At 53.7% G+C, this 20,227-nt stretch carries 26 protein-coding genes; 17 read left to right on the forward strand and 9 right to left on the reverse strand.

All coding sequences use genetic code 11. The features are described 5' to 3' along the window. Positions 1–11: 11 nt before the first annotated feature. From IB237_RS23480 to IB237_RS23520, 9 genes are all read left to right on the forward strand, one after another. Positions 12–368: a hypothetical protein gene (locus tag IB237_RS23480; protein ID WP_192491148.1), complete on the forward strand. Its 357-nt coding sequence runs from the start codon at positions 12–14 to the stop codon at positions 366–368. A 12-nt stretch (positions 369–380) separates the two neighbouring features. Then, positions 381–1,337, forward strand: a complete 957-nt coding sequence (locus IB237_RS23485) for a DUF2303 family protein (protein WP_246788233.1) — start codon at positions 381–383, stop codon at positions 1,335–1,337. Positions 1,338–1,351: 14 nt separating this feature from the next. Next, entirely contained in the window at positions 1,352–1,867 is a 516-nt protein-coding gene (locus tag IB237_RS23490) for a hypothetical protein (RefSeq protein WP_192491149.1), read from the forward strand. Beyond that, positions 1,861–2,973, forward strand: a complete 1,113-nt coding sequence (gene dnaN / locus IB237_RS23495; protein WP_192491150.1) for a DNA polymerase III subunit beta — start codon at positions 1,861–1,863, stop codon at positions 2,971–2,973. Before IB237_RS23490 ends, dnaN begins: the two co-directional genes overlap by 7 nt. Before the next feature lie 10 nt (positions 2,974–2,983). Further along, positions 2,984–3,760 carry a hypothetical protein gene (locus tag IB237_RS23500; protein WP_192491151.1) on the forward strand — a complete coding sequence of 259 codons (777 nt, stop codon included), beginning with the start codon at positions 2,984–2,986 and terminating at the stop codon, positions 3,758–3,760. Next, on the forward strand, positions 3,750–4,436 hold the full coding sequence (locus tag IB237_RS23505) for a hypothetical protein (protein ID WP_192491152.1): 687 nt from the start codon (positions 3,750–3,752) through the stop codon (positions 4,434–4,436). The genes IB237_RS23500 and IB237_RS23505 overlap by 11 nt, the downstream gene beginning before the upstream one ends. Further along, positions 4,437–4,940: a hypothetical protein gene (locus IB237_RS23510; protein ID WP_192491153.1), complete on the forward strand. Its 504-nt coding sequence runs from the start codon at positions 4,437–4,439 to the stop codon at positions 4,938–4,940. Then, on the forward strand, positions 4,937–5,227 hold the full coding sequence (locus IB237_RS23515) for a pyocin activator PrtN family protein (protein WP_192491154.1): 291 nt from the start codon (positions 4,937–4,939) through the stop codon (positions 5,225–5,227). Before IB237_RS23510 ends, IB237_RS23515 begins: the two co-directional genes overlap by 4 nt. A gap of 69 nt (positions 5,228–5,296) precedes the next feature. Then, complete coding sequence (locus IB237_RS23520) at positions 5,297–5,764, forward strand: hypothetical protein (RefSeq protein ID WP_192491155.1); 468 nt, start codon at positions 5,297–5,299, stop codon at positions 5,762–5,764. 513 nt (positions 5,765–6,277) lie between these two features. Here the strand turns inward: IB237_RS23520 and IB237_RS23525 are convergent. The 3 genes from IB237_RS23525 to IB237_RS23535 form a co-directional block, all read right to left on the reverse strand. After that, the gene (locus IB237_RS23525; protein ID WP_192491156.1) at positions 6,278–6,445 is read right to left on the reverse strand and encodes a hypothetical protein; all 168 of its coding nucleotides are present in this window, start codon (positions 6,443–6,445) and stop codon (positions 6,278–6,280) included. Between the two features lie 182 nt (positions 6,446–6,627). After that, complete coding sequence (locus tag IB237_RS23530) at positions 6,628–6,903, reverse strand: BON domain-containing protein (RefSeq protein ID WP_192491157.1); 276 nt, start codon at positions 6,901–6,903, stop codon at positions 6,628–6,630. Between the two features lie 769 nt (positions 6,904–7,672). Beyond that, complete coding sequence (locus IB237_RS23535) at positions 7,673–8,596, reverse strand: agmatinase (protein WP_192491158.1); 924 nt, start codon at positions 8,594–8,596, stop codon at positions 7,673–7,675. 275 nt (positions 8,597–8,871) lie between these two features. On the opposite strand from IB237_RS23535, the gene IB237_RS23540 reads away from it, so the two are divergent. The 3 genes from IB237_RS23540 (at position 8,872) to IB237_RS23550 (ending at position 10,944) form a co-directional block, all read left to right on the forward strand. After that, the gene (locus IB237_RS23540) at positions 8,872–9,291 is read left to right on the forward strand and encodes a hypothetical protein (protein WP_192491159.1); all 420 of its coding nucleotides are present in this window, start codon (positions 8,872–8,874) and stop codon (positions 9,289–9,291) included. Between the two features lie 9 nt (positions 9,292–9,300). Next, on the forward strand, positions 9,301–9,963 hold the full coding sequence (locus tag IB237_RS23545; protein WP_192491160.1) for a hypothetical protein: 663 nt from the start codon (positions 9,301–9,303) through the stop codon (positions 9,961–9,963). Between the two features lie 300 nt (positions 9,964–10,263). Next, positions 10,264–10,944, forward strand: a complete 681-nt coding sequence (locus IB237_RS23550; RefSeq protein ID WP_192491161.1) for a hypothetical protein — start codon at positions 10,264–10,266, stop codon at positions 10,942–10,944. Positions 10,945–11,148: 204 nt separating this feature from the next. Here IB237_RS23550 and IB237_RS23555 read toward each other — a convergent pair whose 3' ends face one another. Both IB237_RS23555 and IB237_RS23560 read right to left on the reverse strand, forming a co-directional pair. Then, complete coding sequence (locus IB237_RS23555; RefSeq protein ID WP_192491162.1) at positions 11,149–11,781, reverse strand: pyridoxamine 5'-phosphate oxidase family protein; 633 nt, start codon at positions 11,779–11,781, stop codon at positions 11,149–11,151. 120 nt (positions 11,782–11,901) lie between these two features. Further along, positions 11,902–12,453 (reverse strand): GNAT family N-acetyltransferase, encoded by a 552-nt coding sequence (locus IB237_RS23560; protein ID WP_371815394.1) that lies wholly within the window; start codon positions 12,451–12,453, stop codon positions 11,902–11,904. 90 nt (positions 12,454–12,543) lie between these two features. Here IB237_RS23560 and IB237_RS23565 point away from each other — a divergent pair, with 90 nt between their 5' ends. Then, positions 12,544–12,936 carry a YkvA family protein gene (locus tag IB237_RS23565; protein WP_192491163.1) on the forward strand — a complete coding sequence of 131 codons (393 nt, stop codon included), beginning with the start codon at positions 12,544–12,546 and terminating at the stop codon, positions 12,934–12,936. Between the two features lie 56 nt (positions 12,937–12,992). On the opposite strand, the gene IB237_RS23570 is transcribed toward IB237_RS23565, so the two are convergent. Beyond that, the gene (locus tag IB237_RS23570; RefSeq protein ID WP_192491164.1) at positions 12,993–14,150 is read right to left on the reverse strand and encodes a citrate synthase family protein; all 1,158 of its coding nucleotides are present in this window, start codon (positions 14,148–14,150) and stop codon (positions 12,993–12,995) included. A 76-nt stretch (positions 14,151–14,226) separates the two neighbouring features. Here IB237_RS23570 and IB237_RS23575 point away from each other — a divergent pair, with 76 nt between their 5' ends. Beyond that, positions 14,227–15,552, forward strand: a complete 1,326-nt coding sequence (locus IB237_RS23575; protein ID WP_192491165.1) for a CoA transferase — start codon at positions 14,227–14,229, stop codon at positions 15,550–15,552. A gap of 26 nt (positions 15,553–15,578) precedes the next feature. On the opposite strand, the gene IB237_RS23580 is transcribed toward IB237_RS23575, so the two are convergent. After that, positions 15,579–17,186, reverse strand: coding sequence for a DUF4435 domain-containing protein (locus IB237_RS23580; RefSeq protein ID WP_192491166.1), 1,608 nt, complete (start codon positions 17,184–17,186; stop codon positions 15,579–15,581). 178 nt (positions 17,187–17,364) lie between these two features. Here IB237_RS23580 and IB237_RS23585 point away from each other — a divergent pair, with 178 nt between their 5' ends. Then, a complete protein-coding gene (locus IB237_RS23585) occupies positions 17,365–18,387 on the forward strand; it encodes a hypothetical protein (protein ID WP_192491167.1) in 1,023 nt (340 codons plus the stop codon). Between the two features lie 64 nt (positions 18,388–18,451). On the opposite strand, the gene IB237_RS23590 is transcribed toward IB237_RS23585, so the two are convergent. Both IB237_RS23590 and IB237_RS23595 read right to left on the reverse strand, forming a co-directional pair. Further along, entirely contained in the window at positions 18,452–19,120 is a 669-nt protein-coding gene (locus IB237_RS23590) for a hypothetical protein (RefSeq protein WP_192491168.1), read from the reverse strand. Between the two features lie 59 nt (positions 19,121–19,179). Further along, entirely contained in the window at positions 19,180–19,611 is a 432-nt protein-coding gene (locus IB237_RS23595) for a hypothetical protein (RefSeq protein WP_192491169.1), read from the reverse strand. A 145-nt stretch (positions 19,612–19,756) separates the two neighbouring features. On the opposite strand from IB237_RS23595, the gene IB237_RS23600 reads away from it, so the two are divergent. Together IB237_RS23600 and IB237_RS26465 are read left to right on the forward strand one after the other, a co-directional pair. Beyond that, positions 19,757–19,957, forward strand: coding sequence for a hypothetical protein (locus tag IB237_RS23600; RefSeq protein WP_192491211.1), 201 nt, complete (start codon positions 19,757–19,759; stop codon positions 19,955–19,957). Between the two features lie 95 nt (positions 19,958–20,052). Next, a complete protein-coding gene (locus IB237_RS26465; protein ID WP_256435730.1) occupies positions 20,053–20,184 on the forward strand; it encodes a hypothetical protein in 132 nt (43 codons plus the stop codon). The last annotated feature ends 43 nt before the right edge of the window (positions 20,185–20,227 follow it).

Below are 20,227 nucleotides of genomic sequence, written 5' to 3' on the forward strand. Positions count from 1 at the left end.
CGGAGAAAACGATGCAGATCATACGAGACTCTCAAGCCCTGCTCGGAATGCTGGAAGGCGGCGATCTTAACGCCGAGTTTTCCGGCAAACTGAACGAGGTTTTGGAAAAGCTCCTGGAGCTTTCCAACGACCGGCCGAACGTGACCTACAAGGGTGGCGTCAGCCTCAAGCTCAACCTCGCTGTGAAAAACGGCATGGTCGAGATCAACGCGGAAATTCCGCCACCTACGCTGCCAAAGCTGCCACGCAAATCAACCGTCTATTGGGTCGTCGAAGGCGGACGCCTGTCCACCGAACATCCCCAGCAGCACGACATGTTCCCCGGCCCGCGCGAAATCGATCGCTCGCGCCACCCAACCAGCAATTAAAGGAGCCATTAAATGGCAACGCATCATCCTGAAGACGTTTTGACGCCCTTCAAATCCATCACAGGTATGGCAATCGATGAGATCAAAGCGCTGGCCGACAAAGCCGGTTCTGAGTTGGTCATTATCACATTGCCGGAAAAAATTTCGGGCGTACCGCATGAAGTGCCGGCTTTTGTCGATCGTGAAAGTGGCACCATCAACAGCGTCAAAAGCATCATTGATCAGTACCGTACCGCGCCTGAACGAAAGTCCGGTACCGCCAAGACGTTCACTCTTGAAAGCTTCATAGACCTGGTCAACCGCCACAAAACGGAGGATACGGTCATTTTTGCCAACACCAATTGGCAAAAGCCGTCTCTCACTGCGGTCATCGATTACCACAAGTTCGACAGCACCGAAGCCGACAACCTGAAACACCGCGTAAGTTACGACTTCCCGCTCTCTGAAGAATGGGAAGCATGGATCAATCTCAACAATAAGCCGCTTAGCCAGTCTGATTTCGCGGAATTTATCGAAGATCATATCTCGGATCTTTCCGGCCCAGATGACGCGGAAGAGCTTGAGTATCAGCAGAAGTTTTCCTTCAAGGTTGCTTTCCCCAACCAGCTCGTCGAGCTTTCCCGCGGCCTCCAGGTCAACGCTGACACCCGCGTCAAGAATGTCGTCAGTCTTCAGAACGGCACGGCACAGATCGTCTTTGAAGAAGAGCATCAGACGCTCGACAAGCAGGGCAATCGCATCGATGTACCTGGCATGTTCATCCTTTCGGTACCGCCCTTCTTCGGCGGCGAGACAGCCCGCATCCCAGTTCGTCTGAGGTACAAGAAGACGCCGAGCGGCGTGGTCTGGCTCTACCAGCTCTATCGTCCGGAATTTTACGTCACCGAGCAGGTCCGCCGCGATCTGACGCGCGCAGCCGCCGAGACGGAGCTTCCGCACTTCGAAGGCACTCCGGAAACCACGGCGTAAAAGGAACGGCAGCCATGACTGAACGACTTTGGTTTCCCAAATATCTTATCGATGAGGTGTTGCCTGCCGGTCGTGAAACACCAGAGGCGTGGCTGCCCTACCTCCTTGGCAGCGAAGATGAAAATAGAAAATTCCTCTTCACGCCAGGCGACGTCGTTACCTTCAAGTTCCTTGATCCGCGAGGGTTTGTCGACGTCGATATTAATCCTGACGGCACATTGGCCCAATCTTCGCGATGCCCCGAGACGTCAGATTTATTCGATGTAGCGCCCACTCAGACCGCAACACCTTTTAAGCATCATCAACCAGCAAATTCGTTTTGGGACTGGGAAAGTGAAGTTTGGGCCGCGACCCTTGAGGAGTTTGCAGAACTTTATGCTGACCCTCTGATTGATGAACCTGTGACCGTCTCGGTCGAAGCCGCGTTCTGGAGCCAGACATTTCGCTACCGCATCAACGACGACGGCAAATCCCTCACCCTTCAAACACCCCCGGCAGACGCCGGCGCGCAGGAGACATCCTCATGCTGACCACAAAAAAATCAGACCTATCATCTGCGCTCGGCCTTGTCGGCACCATCGTGGAAAAGCGCAATACCATCCCTATTCTGTCAAACGTCGCGATCGAACGCGTTGATGGCGGCCTTCGGGCTCGCATGACAGACCTTGACCTTGAGGCTGAAATCACCTTCAGCGCCGCTCTGGGGCAGGATTTCCGATCGTTCACGGCACCCGGCCACCTGCTGCGCGAAATCGTCAGCAAGCTGCCAGACGGCGCTGATATCACCATCGAGGCGAAAGACGACAAACAGTCACCGGACTCGGTCACTGTAAAATCAGGCCGCTCGCGCTTCGCGCTGCAAAGCCTACCGACATCAGACCTCAGCAGCATGAACCTCGGCGCGCTACCATTCACTTTCACTGTCTCGACCAAGCTATTGCTGGCCGCAATCGGCGCGGTTGGCTTTGCCATCTCGACGGAAGAAACACGTTATTATCTCAATGGCATTTTCATGCATCCCGGCGCAGATGGCATGCTGTTCGTCGCCACGGATGGCCACCGCCTCGCCAAGCGTTTTATCGCAGTCGAGAACGCACCGGCAGATGCACCGGGTGTCATCATTCCACGCAAGACGGTTTTGGCACTTTCAAAGATCCTGCCTAAGGATGGCGAGGTCACGATCGAGTGGAACGACACTAAGATCTGCTTCATCCTGCCGGGCACAAGGCTCATCTCGAAACTGATTGATGGGCAGTTCCCGGATTACGTTCGTGTCATCCCAAAGAACAACGGCAAACAGATCACTGTCAGGGGCAAAGACCTCTCGGCCGCGGTGGAACGTGTTCAGCTTATCTCGACCGAGCGCGGCCGCGCCATGCGTTTTGCCTTCACGGCAGACGCGTTGACGCTGACGATCAACAACCCTGACGCTGGCAGCGCCGAAGAACAGATCGCCTGCGAAGGCGACCAGGTCGTCGAGATAGGGTTCAATTCGCGCTATGTGCTGGATGCCATCAGCCATCTTGCCGAGGATGATATCCAGATCTCGCTGGATGATCCTGTTGCTCCGGCCGTGCTGCGCGTTGATGGTGATCACGCCGAAAACCTTATCGTTCTGATGCCTGTACGCGTGTGAGGTGACCGACATGGATATTGAGCACATCAAACAAGCCATTGCAGCCGTTGCCCCTGGTTCATGGTCGATCTATTGCGAGGAAACACCGGACAAGGCAGCAGCCAAAGACGAGTTGGCTTTTCAGGTGGACCGCACCGAGCCTTTTGTCGGCAAAATTCATCACATTGCTGCAGATGGGCGATGCGTCGCGACCACCGGCTGCGGCCCGAACAGCAAGGCGCATGCGATCTATCTCCATGCGGTTAATCCGGAGGCAATTACCGAGCTGGTCGAAAAGTTCGAGACGCTGCAGGAAGAAAATGCCGAACTGATTATCGGCATCAGGCGTCTGTCTGAAGACGAGGAGCTGCTGACGGAAACGTCGGACGGCGACATGATCTCCGTAGTCAAACTGGCAGCCAGATTGGCCGAGGCGGAAGAAGTGGCGCGCTCTTACGAAGCCGAGGCCAACCAGCTCCGCGAGGTTTCAAAGGCAAATCGGGAACGCGCTAACACCGTTGAAACCGAACTGGAAAAGCTGTGCCGGTGGTTGCCAATCTCAGAGGCAGACACATCCGTAGATCGTGTCCACGATTACGCAGACTTACCAAGCCCGATTACAAACTCCGAAGAATACTGGGTGCGAGATGATGATGGCCGCATCTACCAGGCAACATGGGTAGGCAGCGGCAAGCGTGCCTACTGGTGGGATCTGGAGGGCGAAAGCCCTGTGAACCCCATCGAGTTCATGCCTCACCCACTTGCACGGTTCACAACGAAAATCACTGGAGGCGACCATGCAGAATAATCTTATTGCAGCCGCGCGCGCTGTCGTCGACCAGTGGGACAGTCCAAACTGGAAAACTAAGGAGCCGACCGCGAAGTTTATCGAGAACCTGCGGCGAGCGTTGCAGGAAGACACACACACCAACGAGAAGCCAGCTGGTGAGCCACTGGAGCTTCCCTATAAGAATTGGCGCGGTGAAATTTCGACGCGCAAAATCCAGCCAATTCGAATTGAGTTTGGCTCGACCGAGTGGCACCCCGAACCGCAATGGCTGCTGGTCGCCACTGATGTCGAAAAGAATGCAGAGCGATCCTTCGCTTTAAAGGATTTCAATCCGCAACAACCCTCACGAACCGTGGTCACGAAGGGTTTGGATTGGTCGGGATTTAAAGGCGTCAAAATCAATGAGCAATGGACGCCTGACGACCAGGAACTTATTTATACTGCGCTCGGAGTATACAACGGCGACGGTGATATGGATGAAGATGCTCGTGAGCAAATCATCGAACGCTTGCTTGCGGCATGGCAGCGACTGTCCGTCACCACACAGGTGCAGGACGTGGCGAAAGCACGTGTTGATAATCGACACAGGTTTGAACCGAACAAAAAATATCCGTGGTTCTGCGCTATTTGTGGCTATGCGCCTCATGAGCCATTAGCGCACCTCCCCGCAGCACCCGCAAAGCAGGAGGGCTAAATGCACCCCCTTCCTAACGTCGCAATTTCAATTCGCCAGCCGTGGGCATGGGCGATTGTTTACGGCGGCAAGCCGGTCGAAAACCGTGACTGGAGCAAACGCAATCCAGGCCTCAGTTTCCGTGGCGCCTGCTGCATCCATGCCAGCCAGGGGATGACACGCGCCGAGTACGAAGAAGCGTCTGAATTCATGGCATCGATCGGCATCACCTGCCCGGATCCATCAGAGCTGCAGATCGGCGGAATTGTCGGCGTCACCACCATCACCAACATCGTGTCCGAAATGGATAGCCCTTGGTTCTTCGGGCCAAAAGGTTTGGTCCTGACGAATACCCAGCCCGTTGATTTCATCCCGGCCGCCGGCGCACTCGGTTTATTCAAATGGAAAAGATTGCCAGAGGGACAGGAGACCAAGCGGCCAAAATGGATGGGCAGCCCAACTGAACCGACCAAGGCCGCGAGAACAACAAGCCAGTTGACGCTGGGATTTGGAGACGAGCCATGAACATCACCGAACCGAACGCCGGCGGCTTCTCCACGGTATTCCTCCTGTTCACACAGTATGGCGGCAAAGCCGTCATACCCGTAGAGGATGTATGCCGCGATTACTTCAGCCACCTGACGCCGGACAAGTTTGTGCGCAAGGCTGGCAGCGGAGAGATCTCCATTCCAATCGTCAGATCAGAGGCATCACAGAAGTGCCAGAAGGGCGTCGCGCTACAGGACTTGGCCGATTATATAGACCAGAGACGCGCCGCCGCATTGAAGGAATTTCGCCAGCTGCACCGCTGATTTGCAGTATTCAACCCACTGGGCGAAAGATGTAACTTCAAATTATGGATACCAATTGGGGTGATTGCGATGAACTACGAAGAGTTTTTCTGCAAAGATGGAAGCTCGTCGATTGGAAAGCAACTCCTCGCGGACATTGTGTCTCAACTCAAACAAAAGCATCTCGTCGCCCAGGTAGAAGATGGTTACGCGCCGCGCGCCTCAATCAGCATCGAGCTTCCGAATGTCACTGACGTGACAACCGGAGAGGAAGTCAGCATCATCAATATGGTGCCAGCTGAATTCAAAGCTTTCTTCTTTGAACGTTTGGCAGAAGCGCTGGAAGCCTACCTTGGTGAGGATGGAAACAGGCTGCTCAAGTCATACTGGGGACAGCCAATCACCGACCCAGTTCTATCACGCCTGCAGGGTGACCTCGCTCGCTTAGAAGCAGACAGACGAGCATCTGGTGACGGTGAACTTTGGCAGGTTGTGGCTGCACATTTCGGACTTTCCGAAGGCTCGTTTTTAGAGCCATCTCACTCAGATCAAAAGTAGAACATCCACTGATGTTGTAGCACTTTGAACCCTTCAAAGTGCTACGAATTTGCTACATTAAATTTTCAGGCATTGATTTCATTGCGTTATTTGAAACTATCAGCCCCATCGATCATAGGTGCAACGGCGAAGGTTTTTTCGCGGTTAAGATACTGTTTTTTCATTATTTTCCAAAGTCGTGCCAAAGCGCTGGACAGGCCGCGCTACGATGTTTGGCCACTGTCTAACACAGCTCAAGCCTTGAATCCAATGAAAGCATAATTGGCATGTTTCCCTCGGTAATCACCATGTGGTTACCGGCGTGGTCGCAACAATTTCGGTTGAGTGGTGGAATTATTCCACTCTACCTAAAATTGGATATTGATTTTCACAAATAACCTTTGCTAGAAACCTGTCGTATATTGCACGATGTTTTTAGGTATTGCTTTTTTAGCAGCGTCCACCCCGGCCTTTTGGCTGGGGTTTTTGCTTTTAAGGGCGTTTGATAACAAAGACTATCCGGATAACGACCAGTCAGAAGCTGCGTAGCGATTGTGACAGCGCCGTGCTGATCAGCGTGTTGGCGTAAAAGCCTGATGACAGGATGATGGCGAAGGCGGCAAGTGCCGGGCCCCAGTCGCGCAAAACCGTTGCGGTCCATGATCTGGACTTAGAACGGGCTGCATCGATAAGCGACTTCATGGTTGCCATACCCTGGGAAATTTGGGATCTGGCGGAACAACCCGCAGGCTGTAAAAAGGTTCCGATAATTCTGAGCGGTTGCAAATGATGTGTTTGCTGACCGGAATTTTTACCCCGCCCCCGTGATATGACGGGCGGGGGTATCGTGATGTTGGCCGTTGTTAGCGGCCGCGTGCTGGGCCTTACGAGACCAGCACTGGCTCGTGCTGAACGCGGAAGATGACATTGCCTGCACCGGCGATATCGCTTGCAACGTTAATTGCGCGGTAAAGGTCCTGCCGGGTTTCAACCGTTCCGCTCAATACAACGCAACCGCCTTCAACCGTGACAACGATATTTGTACCGGAGAAGTTTGGCAGATAGTGCAGTTCTTCCTCGATTGCGGCGCAACGGGCCGTGAGATTTCCGCCAGCGCCAAAGCTGAAGGCATTGGTATCGTGAAGAGTGCTCAAAAACATCGCGTGGCTCCAATTCAAAGATGAACGTCAGATGAATGAACTGTTATCTTACATTCATGTTCCGTTCAGAATCTTAAAAATTTACGGTTTTTACGCAAAAGTGAACGGTATGTTACAAAGCCGCAGAGCGGTAATAACGCGGAACTTGATTTCGCGTTGCAGCGGGGCAGTGTTTTTTAGGGGCTGACAAGCTGTTTTTATTGGCTTTTTCGGCGTCCTGGCGTCGACCTCTGCCGGGGGGTGTCAGTGTCACGTCGGATCTCTGTCATCACGTAGTATTTCGCATTTGCGATATTCCGGAGGCAGTTTCAGGCCGTTTTTGCTGCCACATTTGGCATGTTGCCCGTTCATATTCAGATTTCGCGTTAACGAATCTGTTCATGTTGGGGTGATTCGAAAACTGTGACGACACCCAAACTTCCCGCCTGTTGCGGCAACGCGCGACCGCCATGTCTTGCGGTGGAGAGAGCCTTTTGGCCGCGTAGACGCGGGTCGACGGGATGCCTGTGGTGTGGGCAATGTTTGGAGCGAGACAGGAAGCGTAGGTGGATGTCGGGTGGACACGGTTGCGCGCAGGAACCCCTCACCTGAAAAATCTATCACTGAGCAAGCTGAGACGATGGTCTCTCTTCCTCTGCCACAGGGGTAGAAGTAAAGGCGCCGAGTCACGCCCCAATTTCCTTCATTCCCGCACTTGTTGCCGGAATGCAGCCAGCTTCAGTCTTGGGCGCCAGATGCAATAGCTGCGCAAGTCAAGGATTGCCGCGTTTCAGTCTTGCCGAACAATCGTGCCGATGGTGTTGACGAGAATGCGCGCCGCCGTCAGCGCTGAGAGACCATCCACATCGGCTGGCGGGTAAAGCTCGACAAGGTCAAAGCCTGCAATGCGCGCCTTTTTGCCGACGCCTGAAATCAGGTCGATGATTTGCGTATAGGTCAATCCGCCCGGTGTGCGGGCGGCGACACCGGGCATGATGGCGGGATCGATGCTGTCGCAATCTAGTGAAATGACGACGTTTACCCCATCAGGAATATGGTTGAGCGCCGCTTCAACGCCTTGGCTCTGCATTTCCCGCGCGGTGACAAAACGGCTGCCATAGGCAAGTGCGTCGTTGACATCGCTTGGGCGCGCACTGCCCACACTGCGCAGGCCAACCTGCACCATGCCGGCCACCTCAGGCATTTCGCTGGCGCGGCGCATCGGGCTGGAATAACCGTAACGTTCGCCCCTCACCTCGTCACGCCAGTCAATATGCGCGTCGATCTGCAGCACCCAGATTGGGCCGCGACCGGCAAAGGCCGACAGGAACGGAATGGTGACCGAACAATCACCGCCCAGCAGGATCGGCACGGCCTTCTGGCCCAGCACCTGGCGGGTCTGCGCTTCGATGCTCGCGCGGTTGCCGGCATTGTCGTGATGCGTGGTCTTGATGTTGCCAATGTCGATGCAGGACACCGGCTTGTTATCAAACAACGGCCCGCCGAGATCAAAATCGAAGTGATCGATCAGCGGCGCGTCTTCCTGGGACGCAGCTCGAATGGCATCGGCGGCCAGCGCATGGCCGGTATCTTCACTGCCGGGATAGGCGCTGCCAAACCCTGCCCCAAACAGCACGATGCGCGGCGTCTGCCCATCGCCGTTGATGTCCTTGAGATCATTGCCAAGGCCCAGAAACCGGTTCGAGACGCTCATATCGCTGCTCCAGACTGCACTTGCATAGGGCGTGCAGGTTACGCTGAAAGCTGTTGGTGAAGGAAGGTATTGTTTTCCAAGGGCGCGGCATTGCTGTTGGGCGATTAGAGCGCGTCATCATCCTCTTAATGCCTTGAATTACTTGAATCCGACAAGCTCAAAGAGAGGCGCCATGTCTCCCTTTTGTGTGTCTGCATTGCGCAGAGAGATTGGACATGCAACACACTACGAGTGCTTCATCGGGAGTTTAGAAGCAGTACGGCGGGAGCAACGGTTTGGTAGACGATGCAAACAATAAACACAGGCTAATTTCGCGGGCCAACTTTACTTTCATTTCAGACTGTCTGCAGGGGTTGGCAGCAGCGGTTGCAATAATAATCGCAATATGGGCTGCATTTTTCACATCAATCCCGGAGCGTTTGGAGAAGCAACTTAGGACTGAAGTGATTGCAACTCAGGAAGAGCTTACGGATGTCCGACGAGCGAAGAGAGCCTTGGAGGATGAACAGGTCACGCTCAAGTCTGAAAACGATGCTTATCGCTCCCGTACCGACGAATTGACGGTTACTGCCGTTCGCCTATCATCCGAGATCAAGAGAGCCCAAGAGATCGGTGTTCTATTGTCGCAAAAGAACGCTGAGCTATCGCAGCGTGAAAGCGTGCTTTATGCTTCGGTTAATACGTTAAATACCTAGAAAGACGAGTTGGACAAAGAAGTTGCACAACTGAGAGCCCAGCGAGCGAAATATGCAGATGCCGCACTAGCGAACGTTTGGGCTAAATTATCTGCTATGGCGATTTATGAACTGGAGATGTATCAGCACGTTGCTACCGTTTCCGCGAACTATCAGCAGCATCTTGACTGGCTTTCAAAGAGAAAGCGCGGCGTTCAATATATCCGCCCCCCAGACATTTGGTTAAATTTTCCTGACGAACCCAATCTCGAACCCAATAATCGTCAGATGGTCTTCGGTGAACTGGCCGTGAACTTCCTCAATAGTGAAGACTACAAGCAGTTCAACAATTACGTGACGAACTGGCTAATGGAACATATCGTAACCGGGCGCGGTGCGGTACCTATGACAGGTTCAAGTTTCGTTGAGCACGTCAAGCAGTATCCATTTTATGATACGCTATTACCCGAGGAAAAAGGCAAGCTATTCTCTGAATTGGACGATTTCATTTCCGGCCACGAAGAATTACGCGTCGAGCAATTTAATGTGACTTTCACGGTGGAGCCACCTTCGGCTGAGATCATAAACTTGGGACGCGATCGTTTGCCAAAAACATCACAATTCAAGGACAAATTTATTGACTTCCTCCGAGCACGAGGTGTCAAAATTGATGTCATGGGACTTGAGCAATGAATGACCGTCGCAGCGAGTTAATTTTCACAGTCGCTGCAATACAATATCGCAGGCGCTCCTGAGACGGATTTCAGGCGGTGTTTCTCAATAAATAACGGCAGGGGCCTATGTTTTCTGCTTTCTACGGTTTTATAGCGATCTCCTGATCGTAGACAGTACCTTGATGGTTCGGGGGGCAGGAAAGATCATGGATGAGACCGACTACAGTACACTCAAGGGCGTAGCGGGTGTGGGTCGTCTCAGGAGTTTACTGGAATAAGCATTATTTAGCGCCCTCGAACGAATGAGAGCGGAGACACAATGGCAAGACCACGAATGCCTAATGAAAATGAAACGTTGGCTCTCGTTGAGAGCCGCCGTAGATGTTGCATTTGTTTCGCGCTTGATCGCGATACAGAAATAAAGTCTGGTCAGATCGCGCACTTAGATCGGAATAACTCTAATCATTCGCCCGCCAACCTCGCTTTTTTGTGCCTACACCATCATGACGAATACGACACCACGACATCGCAAAGAAAAGGATTCAAAATTCAAGAGGTGAAGGAATACAAGAAAGAGTTGCTCGATTGGTTGGGATCGGCATTGTCCCAAAAAGTCCATTTCGGAGTACTCTCTCTTCCCGATGCTGACCCACATGCGGGTCAGTGGGTGCGGTTAGGCAGCAATGAAAGCCCGGCTGAGATTCGAATAATTCCATTGCCAGACACAGTCGACGGGCAACCGAGATACTTCGTAACAGGCATGGCGTACCAAGGCATGTCGCGGGAATATGGCCCGAACATGGGAACCTTGGATTTCTTTTCAGAAATTATCGACGGCGCGTCGCTATTTTACACCCGTCCGTCTCTACTTATCCAAGGACCAGCAACGACCGAGCTAACATTCACAGATGACGGTCACTTAAAGGTTTATGAAGAAGACACTGGTGGACAATATGGCATGGGTGTCACATTCGATGGTTTATATCAACGAGTGACTTAACAGACCGCTGAGCTATATTAATAGCGATATCCGTCCGAACAGACACTACTCCTCACCCGCCTAATCACCCGATCGAAATATGACCTTCCAACCGGAGCGAAGCCACACGGTTGGGTCATCGCCCTGCGTCGTGACGTTGACATTGAAAGAGGCGGCGCAGCCACAAGCTGATTTCGACTTCACTGCACGTGGCGCACAGCGTTTCTAATACATGGTCTTCTGGTAATCTTCTTCCAAACCGGCATCGATCTTGCGCATCTCCTCCTCGCCCGGTGCGCCGGTGGTTTCATCCAGTATCATCTTGATCAGTGATGGCATTTGGCGGCGGTCCTGCCGGTGTTCTGGTTCCCAGATGCGCGAACGCCTGAGCGCCTTTGCGCAATGCAGAAACACTTCGTTGACCCGCACCACGATTGCGAGTGTGGGAACGCGGTTGTTGACCGACATGGTTTCGAGAAGTTCCGGGTCCGTGACCAGTCTGGCAAATCCGTTGACACGCAGCGTGTCATCAAAGCCGGGTATCATAAACAGCAGCCCCACGGCCGGGTTGGCTATGATGTTTGACAGGCTGTCCAACCGATTGTTTCCCGGACGATCGGGTACTGCCAATGTTTTGTTGTCGAGGATTTTCACGAAACCAGCCGGGTCGCCACGGGGGCTTACATCGGCCCGGCCATCCAAATTCTGTGTGCCGAGACAAACAAAGGGTGACCGGCGGATGAAGTCCTGCGCGTGCACACCAAGCGTTGGCTGAAGTTTTTGAACCGCAAGCGCATGTGTTGGCGGATAGAGTGCCCGTAATTGCTCTTCACTTGTGATGGCAGAACCGTGTTGCATCCTTCCCTCCTCCCAGAGACTGGATGCAGAATGAGGTACGTACCTCAAGATTGTCAAGAGTTTCCTGCGGTGGGAACCATGGATGGAGCGGCGCCCTGCTCTGCGCCGCTCATGTCACCATCAGGAGACTGGGCGCTGTCTTCTAAACAAAAGGCGGTTGCGTTCTGGAAGATGGCGCGCAAAGACAAAACCGGCCTTCTGCAGCACCCTTTGTGAGCCGCCATTGTCCGGATGGGCCATTGCCCAGACTTCGGCAAGTTCAAGCCGCTTATCGGCAACGGCGAGCGCCGCGCCGACTAGTTCGGACGCGTAACCCTTGCCCCACACATCAGGGCGAAAGTAATATCCCACTTCGAAATTCCAGCCAGGGTCGAACGGATCTTCGTACAGGCCGCCCCAGCCGATGATGCGCCCATCTTCGCGGCGCACCACCACCCAGGGCGCGCAGCCATCCCGGCGTCTTCGCCACTCGTGAACCATCACGCGCCGCTGGCACTCCCGCAGCGTTTTATCGCTGTGGGTATGTTGCATGGCCACCGGGTCTCCCAGAAATTCAAACAGTTCTGCAATGTCTGCCCTGCGGGATGGGCGTAAGATCAAACGTTCAGTTTCCACCATGGCTCCGACATATCTCTGGGCGATAACAAGACAAACATCGTCAGTGCGCCGCATCCGTCAACTGATTTTCTCATCCATTGAAAAGCTTAGAGCAATCTATACCCTATCGATGCGCGGACAAATGCCGAGGTTGGAGACGTGGCCATGGCCGGGTGGATCGGTTCTGTGAAACAATGGGCACGCGCCATAAAGCGTGATGTCATTGCGCTGTGGATTGCAGCGCGCGACCCGAAAACGCCGATAGCCGCGAAACTGGTTGCCGGTGCGGTTGCCGCTTACGCGCTGTCGCCCATCGATCTCATCCCGGACTTTATTCAGGTGCTCGGTTATCTTGATGATCTGTTGATCGTGCCACTTGGCATTTTATTGGCCATTCGCATGGTTCCGCCAGACTTGATGACGGATTTCAGGCAACGCGGCACGTTACAGCAAAACAGGCCCAGCAGCCGTGCGGGGCTTGTCGCCGTCGTGCTGATCTGGCTTGCAGTGTCGGCCTTGGCCGGTTGGGCGGCCTATCGGCATTTTTATGCGGCATAGGGCAATGGCCAACCGGCACTTCTCGATTTTGGATGGCACGGACACCCTCGTCATCTTCAGGGTTTTTCACGGTAGCGGGCTCGCGGGCGGATGATTTCGCCGCTCTCCTGTTGTTCCATGGCGTGGGCAATCCAGCCAACCAGCCGGCCGGTGGCAAAAATCGTGAAGGCGGCCGTGTCGGGCACGTTCTGCGCCTCGCTTAAGGCCGCCAGTGCTGCATCGATATTGGGTGGCAGGCCCAACTGATCCGACAGTGATGTAATGGCGCTGACCACCGCGCCCTTGTCCGCCAGGCGATTGAGAATGATCCGCGCACGCGGATCACCATCCGGATAAAGCGGATGCCCAAAGCCGTAACTGTAGGGTGGCTGGTTGGCATGTTGCGCCAGAAAGTCGTGGGTTTTGCCACGCAACGCGGCCTGTAATGCATGCCGTGCCAGCGATGCAACGCCGCCATGGCGCGGGCCACTGAGTGTTGCAAGGCCGGAAAGCAGAGCGGCGGGCAGGCTTGCCCCCGTCGAGGCTGCAACCCGCACCGCGAAAGTGGATGGGTTCAGCTCATGATCGCTCAACAACACCAGCGCGCAGCGCAGATTGTCCAACCCTTCTGCATCGACACCCCATGCCTGCCCCAACCGGTGATGGATCGGCCCTGTGGCCTGAACACCCAAAAGCGCATTGGTGACGATGGAGACCAACCTGCCGCCATGACGCGCAATGCTATTGGCCGTCCTGTCGTCAAGATCAGCCACTTGCGGCACCTCGTAAGCAAGTGCTTGTAACGCCCTGCCAAGTGGCCCCAGCGCAGCATCAGGCCCAGCGGACGGATCAGGTGCATAACCGCTGACGAAGTCGGTTGGTTCAGCACCCCAAAGATGGGCGGCGACACCTTCCACTGTCAGGTGTTCGGCACAGTCGGCAATTGATTTGCCACGCAGCCACAACATGCCATCGCGCACTTCCGTCAGCGAGGTCGTGAGAACCGGCTCTCCCCAGCGGATTGCATGTTCGGCAATCTCGGCCCTCGCCCGTGGCCTGCGGCGCAGCCGGGCCAGATCTTCGACATCCGACTGTTTGTAGAGACTGTGGCGGGCATCCTGCGCATCGGCCTCGGCGCGCAAAAGACCGCGGCTGACATAGGCATAGAGGGTTTGCGGTTTGACCCCCAGCATGTCGCAAGCCGTTGCGGCGTCGATCCAGTCTGATTTTTTCATATTGATTATGTTGATCAAGATTTACGGCGTGTCAATTGCGCGGCACCATCTGCTGACCATGTGAAGGAGATGCAAAATGGCTGATGATTTCAACCGGCAGATCAACGAAGCGCTGGGCCTGGATTTGGCCGACGATGTGAAGGTCGTGCAGCGTGGCAGCGGCGAGCTTTCCGCCTGCTTTCGGGTGTCTGACATGGCCGAGGCGGCGGTAACGGCCGCAACGCGTGAACTGGCCGCTTTGCTGGGCGCGCGGGACATTTCAATCGACCGCCGCTTCTGCCTGTTGTGGTTTGGCATGACGCTTCGCCCTTCGGGCTGGAGCCTGCCATCGGCCTGGGACCCGTTGGCGGGAGATTACCAGGCCGCAGATGGCTGGATACGCCTGCATACCAATGCCCAGCATCATCGCGAGGCGGCATTGCGGGTGTTGAACTGTGATCCTGACAAGGCACGGCTGACAGAGGTGATTGCCGACTGGAAAAAGAACGATCTGGAAGACGCGGTTGTCAATGAAGGTGGTGCAGCCGCCGCCATGCACAGTCTTGCCGAATGGGCACACCACCCGCAGGGGCAACAGGTGCACAGCGAACCGCTGATTGCCTGGCATCAGTCTGGTTACGGCCCGAAACTTTCGGGTCTGCGCGGCCGCCGTGTGCTGGATCTCACCCGCATCTTGGCGGGACCTGTGGCAACACGTTTTCTGGCGGGTTTTGGTGCGGATGTTTTGAGGCTTGATCCGCCCAACTGGCATGAGCCGGCGCTGGAACCCGAGGTGACGCTTGGCAAACGCCGCGCCGGTCTGGACCTGCATGTGGTCAGCGACCGCCAGATCTTTGAAAGGCTGATTGCGCAGGCCGATGTGCTCGTTCACGGCTATCGCCCCGGCGCGCTGGACAGGCTTGGTTACGACGCCGAGACACGGCAACGCCTGTCTCCCGGCCTGATTGAGGTCAGTCTGAATGCCTATGGCTGGGGTGGCGCGTGGAGAGAGCGGCGCGGCTTTGACAGTCTGGTGCAGATGAGCTGCGGCATCGCTGATGAGGGCATGCGACGCGCTAAGGACACAAAACCGGTGCCCCTGCCCGTGCAGGCTCTGGACCACGCCACGGGCTATCTGATGGCGGCAGCCGTTCTACGCGCATTGCGCCACTGCCAGTTAACGGGCGAGAGACTATCCGCCAGGCTTTCCCTTGCCCGGACAGCTGCCCTGTTGGTGGATGGCGGGGTGCATGACTTTCACGGCAGCCCCATCAACGACACGGCAGATGATCTATGTCACGACATGGAGACAACGTCCTGGGGGCTAGCAAAACGGCTGAAATTCCCGGCCTGTGTTGATGGCAAACTGCCTGAATGGCCCCGGCCTGCCGGGTTGCTGCGTATTGATGATGCGCGGTGGTGATGCGGCGTTTCTGTTGGAGGGTGAGGCTACGGGCGCGGAATAGGCGTAGGCAACACACTTATTAGCGCAGCAAGTAAGGCTGGTTGGCTGTTACCACGTAATGTTCGTCCTATAAATTCCTCAAGAGACTTTTTTTGATGCCCCAATAGCTTTGCCGCCTCGGCCAGCAGCCCTTTGTTGTCATAGTGGCGGAGAATGGTTGCGTAGTCGCCGGAAGCTACAGCGTCGCGCAACTCCGCCTGTATGCTCGTGAAGATTTCCTTAGGGGCTACTGCTAGGGTCGCATCACGGAAATCACTCTCCAGCGCTCCAATATCAGTTGCTGTGAGACCTATCTTCTTCACCGCCGCGTCGATCCGACGTCTCGTATAATCGAGACATATTCGATCAATCTCCATTGATGCCAAGCTTATTACACGTTCTTTAAGTTCTGTAAGCTTTTGGTTCGCCTCAACGTCATTGAATGAAAGCGCCTTAGCCAATTCCGTGAATATTGTTGGGAGCAGCAAAAGATTTTCGACTTCCGACACAGGTAAGGTATAGACAGATTTTCGAGCTAAGTACTGGCTTTCTTCTTCGGATCGACCATCAGCGTCGATCATTCCCGCACATCCTACCCTGTGTAGTTCTTTTCTATTTGCGAAACTGGAAACCGTGTGAATTACCTGTTCGCAGTTGCCAACGGGTATGACAGTAAAACTCTCGAAGACACGACGATAAAGTGCGATATCTAAGCTACCTCCGTCGCCTTCAACAAAGAGCACAGGCAGTCGACTGCCAACGATAAGTGCTATGACGTCGTCTGGAATGTTTGTATCTTCGGGGACATGCTCAATATCCCATAGTTCCGGCTTCTTTTGATATGCGCGAACCACATATTTCGGGGCTGCATGCCGCGACATGGCAAATTCTACATCGTGTGTTATGTATAGAAAACAACAGTCCGGTCTGGCTGTTTCAATTTTGTCAAATAGTTTCGACAGAACAGATTTGTTAATATGCAATTCCGGTTCGTCTATGATTAGAAGACTATCCGATTCCGCGAGCAACGCTTGGCCGAGCAAGTAGAAAATTACTCTTTCGCCATCGCTCATCTCGGACGCATTATATGCAGCACCTAATTGTCCTGTTGGAGCCGTTTTAACGTTCGATGCTTCGACGATAAGAGTGCGATGTGGTAAAAGCTGCTGCCATATCTCCCGCAAAATATCGAGTTTGGTTGTGGCAACCTCAGTAGTTGAATTAACTTTAGCGTCTTGTCTAAATTTGACCGAGACATTGTTTTCTTCGGCGTAAAGCGCAGCAATTAAGTGATCGAAGTCTGAAAGCATGGAGATCGCAGGGTTTGAACGCCAGCGGTGCCCGATTTTGTTGCGTGCTTGGTTATTTCCATAACGTAACTGATTAAGCGCGATGTCCAAATTTGGCGGTTGAACAGCTGTATTCATAGCAAGTGATCGATGCGCCGATATTCGATGGGCCGTTGCTTGGTTTTGGTACTCGCTGTCGATCATCACACCCAAGCGCGTTTTGCCTGAGCCATTGGAGCCTATGACAACAATCGATTTCCCAGATTCTATTATAAGCTGCAAATTGCCGTTAGCCGATGGTATAGTTATCGCCCTGATAGCCATTTAATTCTCCAATCCGATGGGAGATTTGACGATCCACATCTAAAGATCAAGTTCATCAGATTTGCATCCACAGATAGAGATATGGCTCCAGTAGCCACTGGCGAGTTTTAGATTTAACCTCCGCAGTCAACAACAATATCGCGATCGAAATCTACTGGCTCGGGGAGTGCCATCAGCAATGAATTTCGAATATTCTGAGCCGCAAACTGCTGCAGAGGGTTTCTTTGGAGGTTTTTTCCATATCAGTGCCTTCGGACGAATTGAGGAAGGTGATGATGAGAAATTCAAAAAATTTCTCGAGCGAGTCACGCCACCACCCAGAACTTTGGTTTACATTAATTCTGGAGGTGGACATGTTGAAGCAGCGATTGCTATCGGGCGATTGATCCGCCAGGCTTGGTTCTCGACATCCATCGGCACATACATTTTAGATCCGCAACAACCTGAAGATCTAATAATTCCGCGCAGGCGTATTGCTGGAAACTGCATCAGCGCTGCAACGCTGATGTTTCTCGGTGGTAGGCTCCGATACTTGCCAGATGGCTCAAAATTTGGAGTACATCAATTCTCGTTTAAGAACCCGATACCGGAGAGTATTGAGCGGTCACAACGGCTTTCTGCGACCATCGCTGCATACATCGTAGAAATGGGTATCCCCCCAGCCTTCTTGGAGCTTTCTGCAAGCACACGCGGAGACCAAGTACAATTCGTCGACGAAGAACAATTGAAAAAATTGAAAGTTATCACCGGAGGCATGACTGAACCTACTTGGGCAGTAGAGCTTCATGCAGAAGCGATGTGGGTCCGAGGTGAGAGAGATTCACTGTGGGGACACGGCAAAGTTATTTTGGTTTACTCAAAAACAGATGGCTTCGCTTTTGTAGCATTGGTCGAGACTATGGGAAGACACGATGAGCTAATGAACTTCCCCTTAGTCGAGATTATCGCTAACGAAGAGGAGATTAGAATTGATATAACGAGCAGATGTTTTCGTGCACCATCGGGTATTTATACGATGTTCTCCGCTAACATTTCGAATAACGAGGCTCATATATTGGCAAATTCCAAGAGTTTCGGAATCCAAATACGCGGTTCGGCACAAGCAGAGATATTCTTGGGGATTTCGGCAATATCAACAGAGGGCGCTGAAGGTAAACTACAAGGATTGTACAAGATTGGGGGATCTGGCAATCTGTTTTAATTGATTGTCGTTACAATGTTGCAGGCTACGAAAGGATGGCGCGAGATTTTCTGGTAGCAGATGCTTACTTACATAGCCAAAAACGCCTGAACCGCTTCCGAACGTTTTTCGCCACAACTGCAATATTACGGGATGGTTCGATAACGTCGCGGCAAATTTCGTCTACTTTCCGCATGACTTCGTCAACCCGAGGATTGATCGGATCTGGCTCTTCATATCGGTCCCAAAAAATAGCTTCCGCAGCGTGCATTTTCGTCAAGTGAGCATCGAATGCTTCTTGCGATTCGAATTGTTTGCCCTGCTTCTTCCAATGGATCTCAAGAAGATATGAGGCGCGAACGATTTCGTTCTGGATGCTGAGGACACTATCGAAAGGTTCAAGCGCGTCTTTCCCGTAGTAAGCCTCAAACTGGTGCCTTAATGACTGCAGCTTGGCGAATTTCTCAGAACGTGCATTCATCCTCTCCATCGCGACGTACGCCTGCTGGTTTAGCTTCGCATCGCTTTCTGTTTCACCGTTTCTAGGCTTTCGCGTTGCCCCTTCATGGTCATGCGAAAATGGCGATCGAATTTCTCGAAATGCCTGCTCCACCTGGCGAAAGGCGATAATACCCTCCACAGCAAGATCAACGCGTTTCTGTCCGATAGCGGCTCTTCTCCATGAGCCGATACCATAGACGAAGGATGCTGCTGCAATGACGACTGAAGCTGTCTGAAGAATTTGCGCTAGCATGACGTACCTTCAAGATACCATTATTGACGTTAAACGTATGAGAGCCTTGTGGCCGATTCCTACAACGAAACCCAAAGCAGCATCGGCTTCTGGTCGTCGCGGGCGGTGGTGGCAAGGGACTGGATTTGTAACAGCAGGCGTGCGGCGTCATCTTCCGTCATGCCGCGGGCCATTGCCTCTTCCTGCTGAGACCAGGTTCTGGCGATGGGGCCGAGGTCATCTGCTTTGAGGTTGGCAAGGTGGTCGCGCAGGTCGTTGGGCAGCACGTAAAGCCATGGACCGTTTGCCTCGTCCTTGAGGGAATGCGGATCAAGCTCTTCAATGGCGATGGCAAGCGCCGATTGGCCGAGCGCTTCGGCAAGGTCTGACAGCACCAGCGCGTCGAGCCCGCTGGTTTGCATGCCCGGCCAGTTTTTGGCGCCGGGCCAGTTGGCAATAATTGCCGGTGCATCTTGTGTTGGGGCAATCAGGATATCTGTCAGAACAGCCATTGAACCTCGCAAGCGTATACCTGCGCGTATTCATAAAGCTTGACCAGCCGGATGCCTAGCGGATACCAGCAGCTTTAAATGCAAGAAAACGGATGATCGGGTGACTGATCTGCCGCGACAATGGAGAGCTGACATGATGAAGATCATGGTATTGCTGCACAGTGCTGTTGGCACGGGTTGGCAGGCACCCCCAAAAGGTTCGAGCCTCAAGACGCTTTATGAGGCGCAAGAGCAGGGTTATGTGGAAATTCGTGGGGAGTTTCAGAAACGACAATTCCGTCTGACCGAGATGGGTGCGGAAACTGTGGAGCGTGACCGGCGACGCCTGAAGGCGCGCGAGAGCTGAGACCACGGCCTTTGCCGCGCTTGATAATTTGCGACGGGTTTTTGTCGCCGACACCATGTCAGGCAGCAAGTCACAGCCTGGAAATATTGAGGTGAGTGGTCGGCATTGGCATGTACTACTCAATCAACTGGCACCATGACCAAAACAAGAAGAAGAAAAACGACGCCCGCGCCGCCCAGCTGGCGGCGGCGGAACACCCGCTTGACGCGCCGGCCGGTGTTCGTTGATATGCCCGCCACCGTTTAAGGCGTTGTGAGCCAGCAAAAGAAA

The organism is Agrobacterium sp. AGB01, assembly GCF_014851585.1.
Lineage (GTDB): Bacteria > Pseudomonadota > Alphaproteobacteria > Rhizobiales > Rhizobiaceae > Agrobacterium.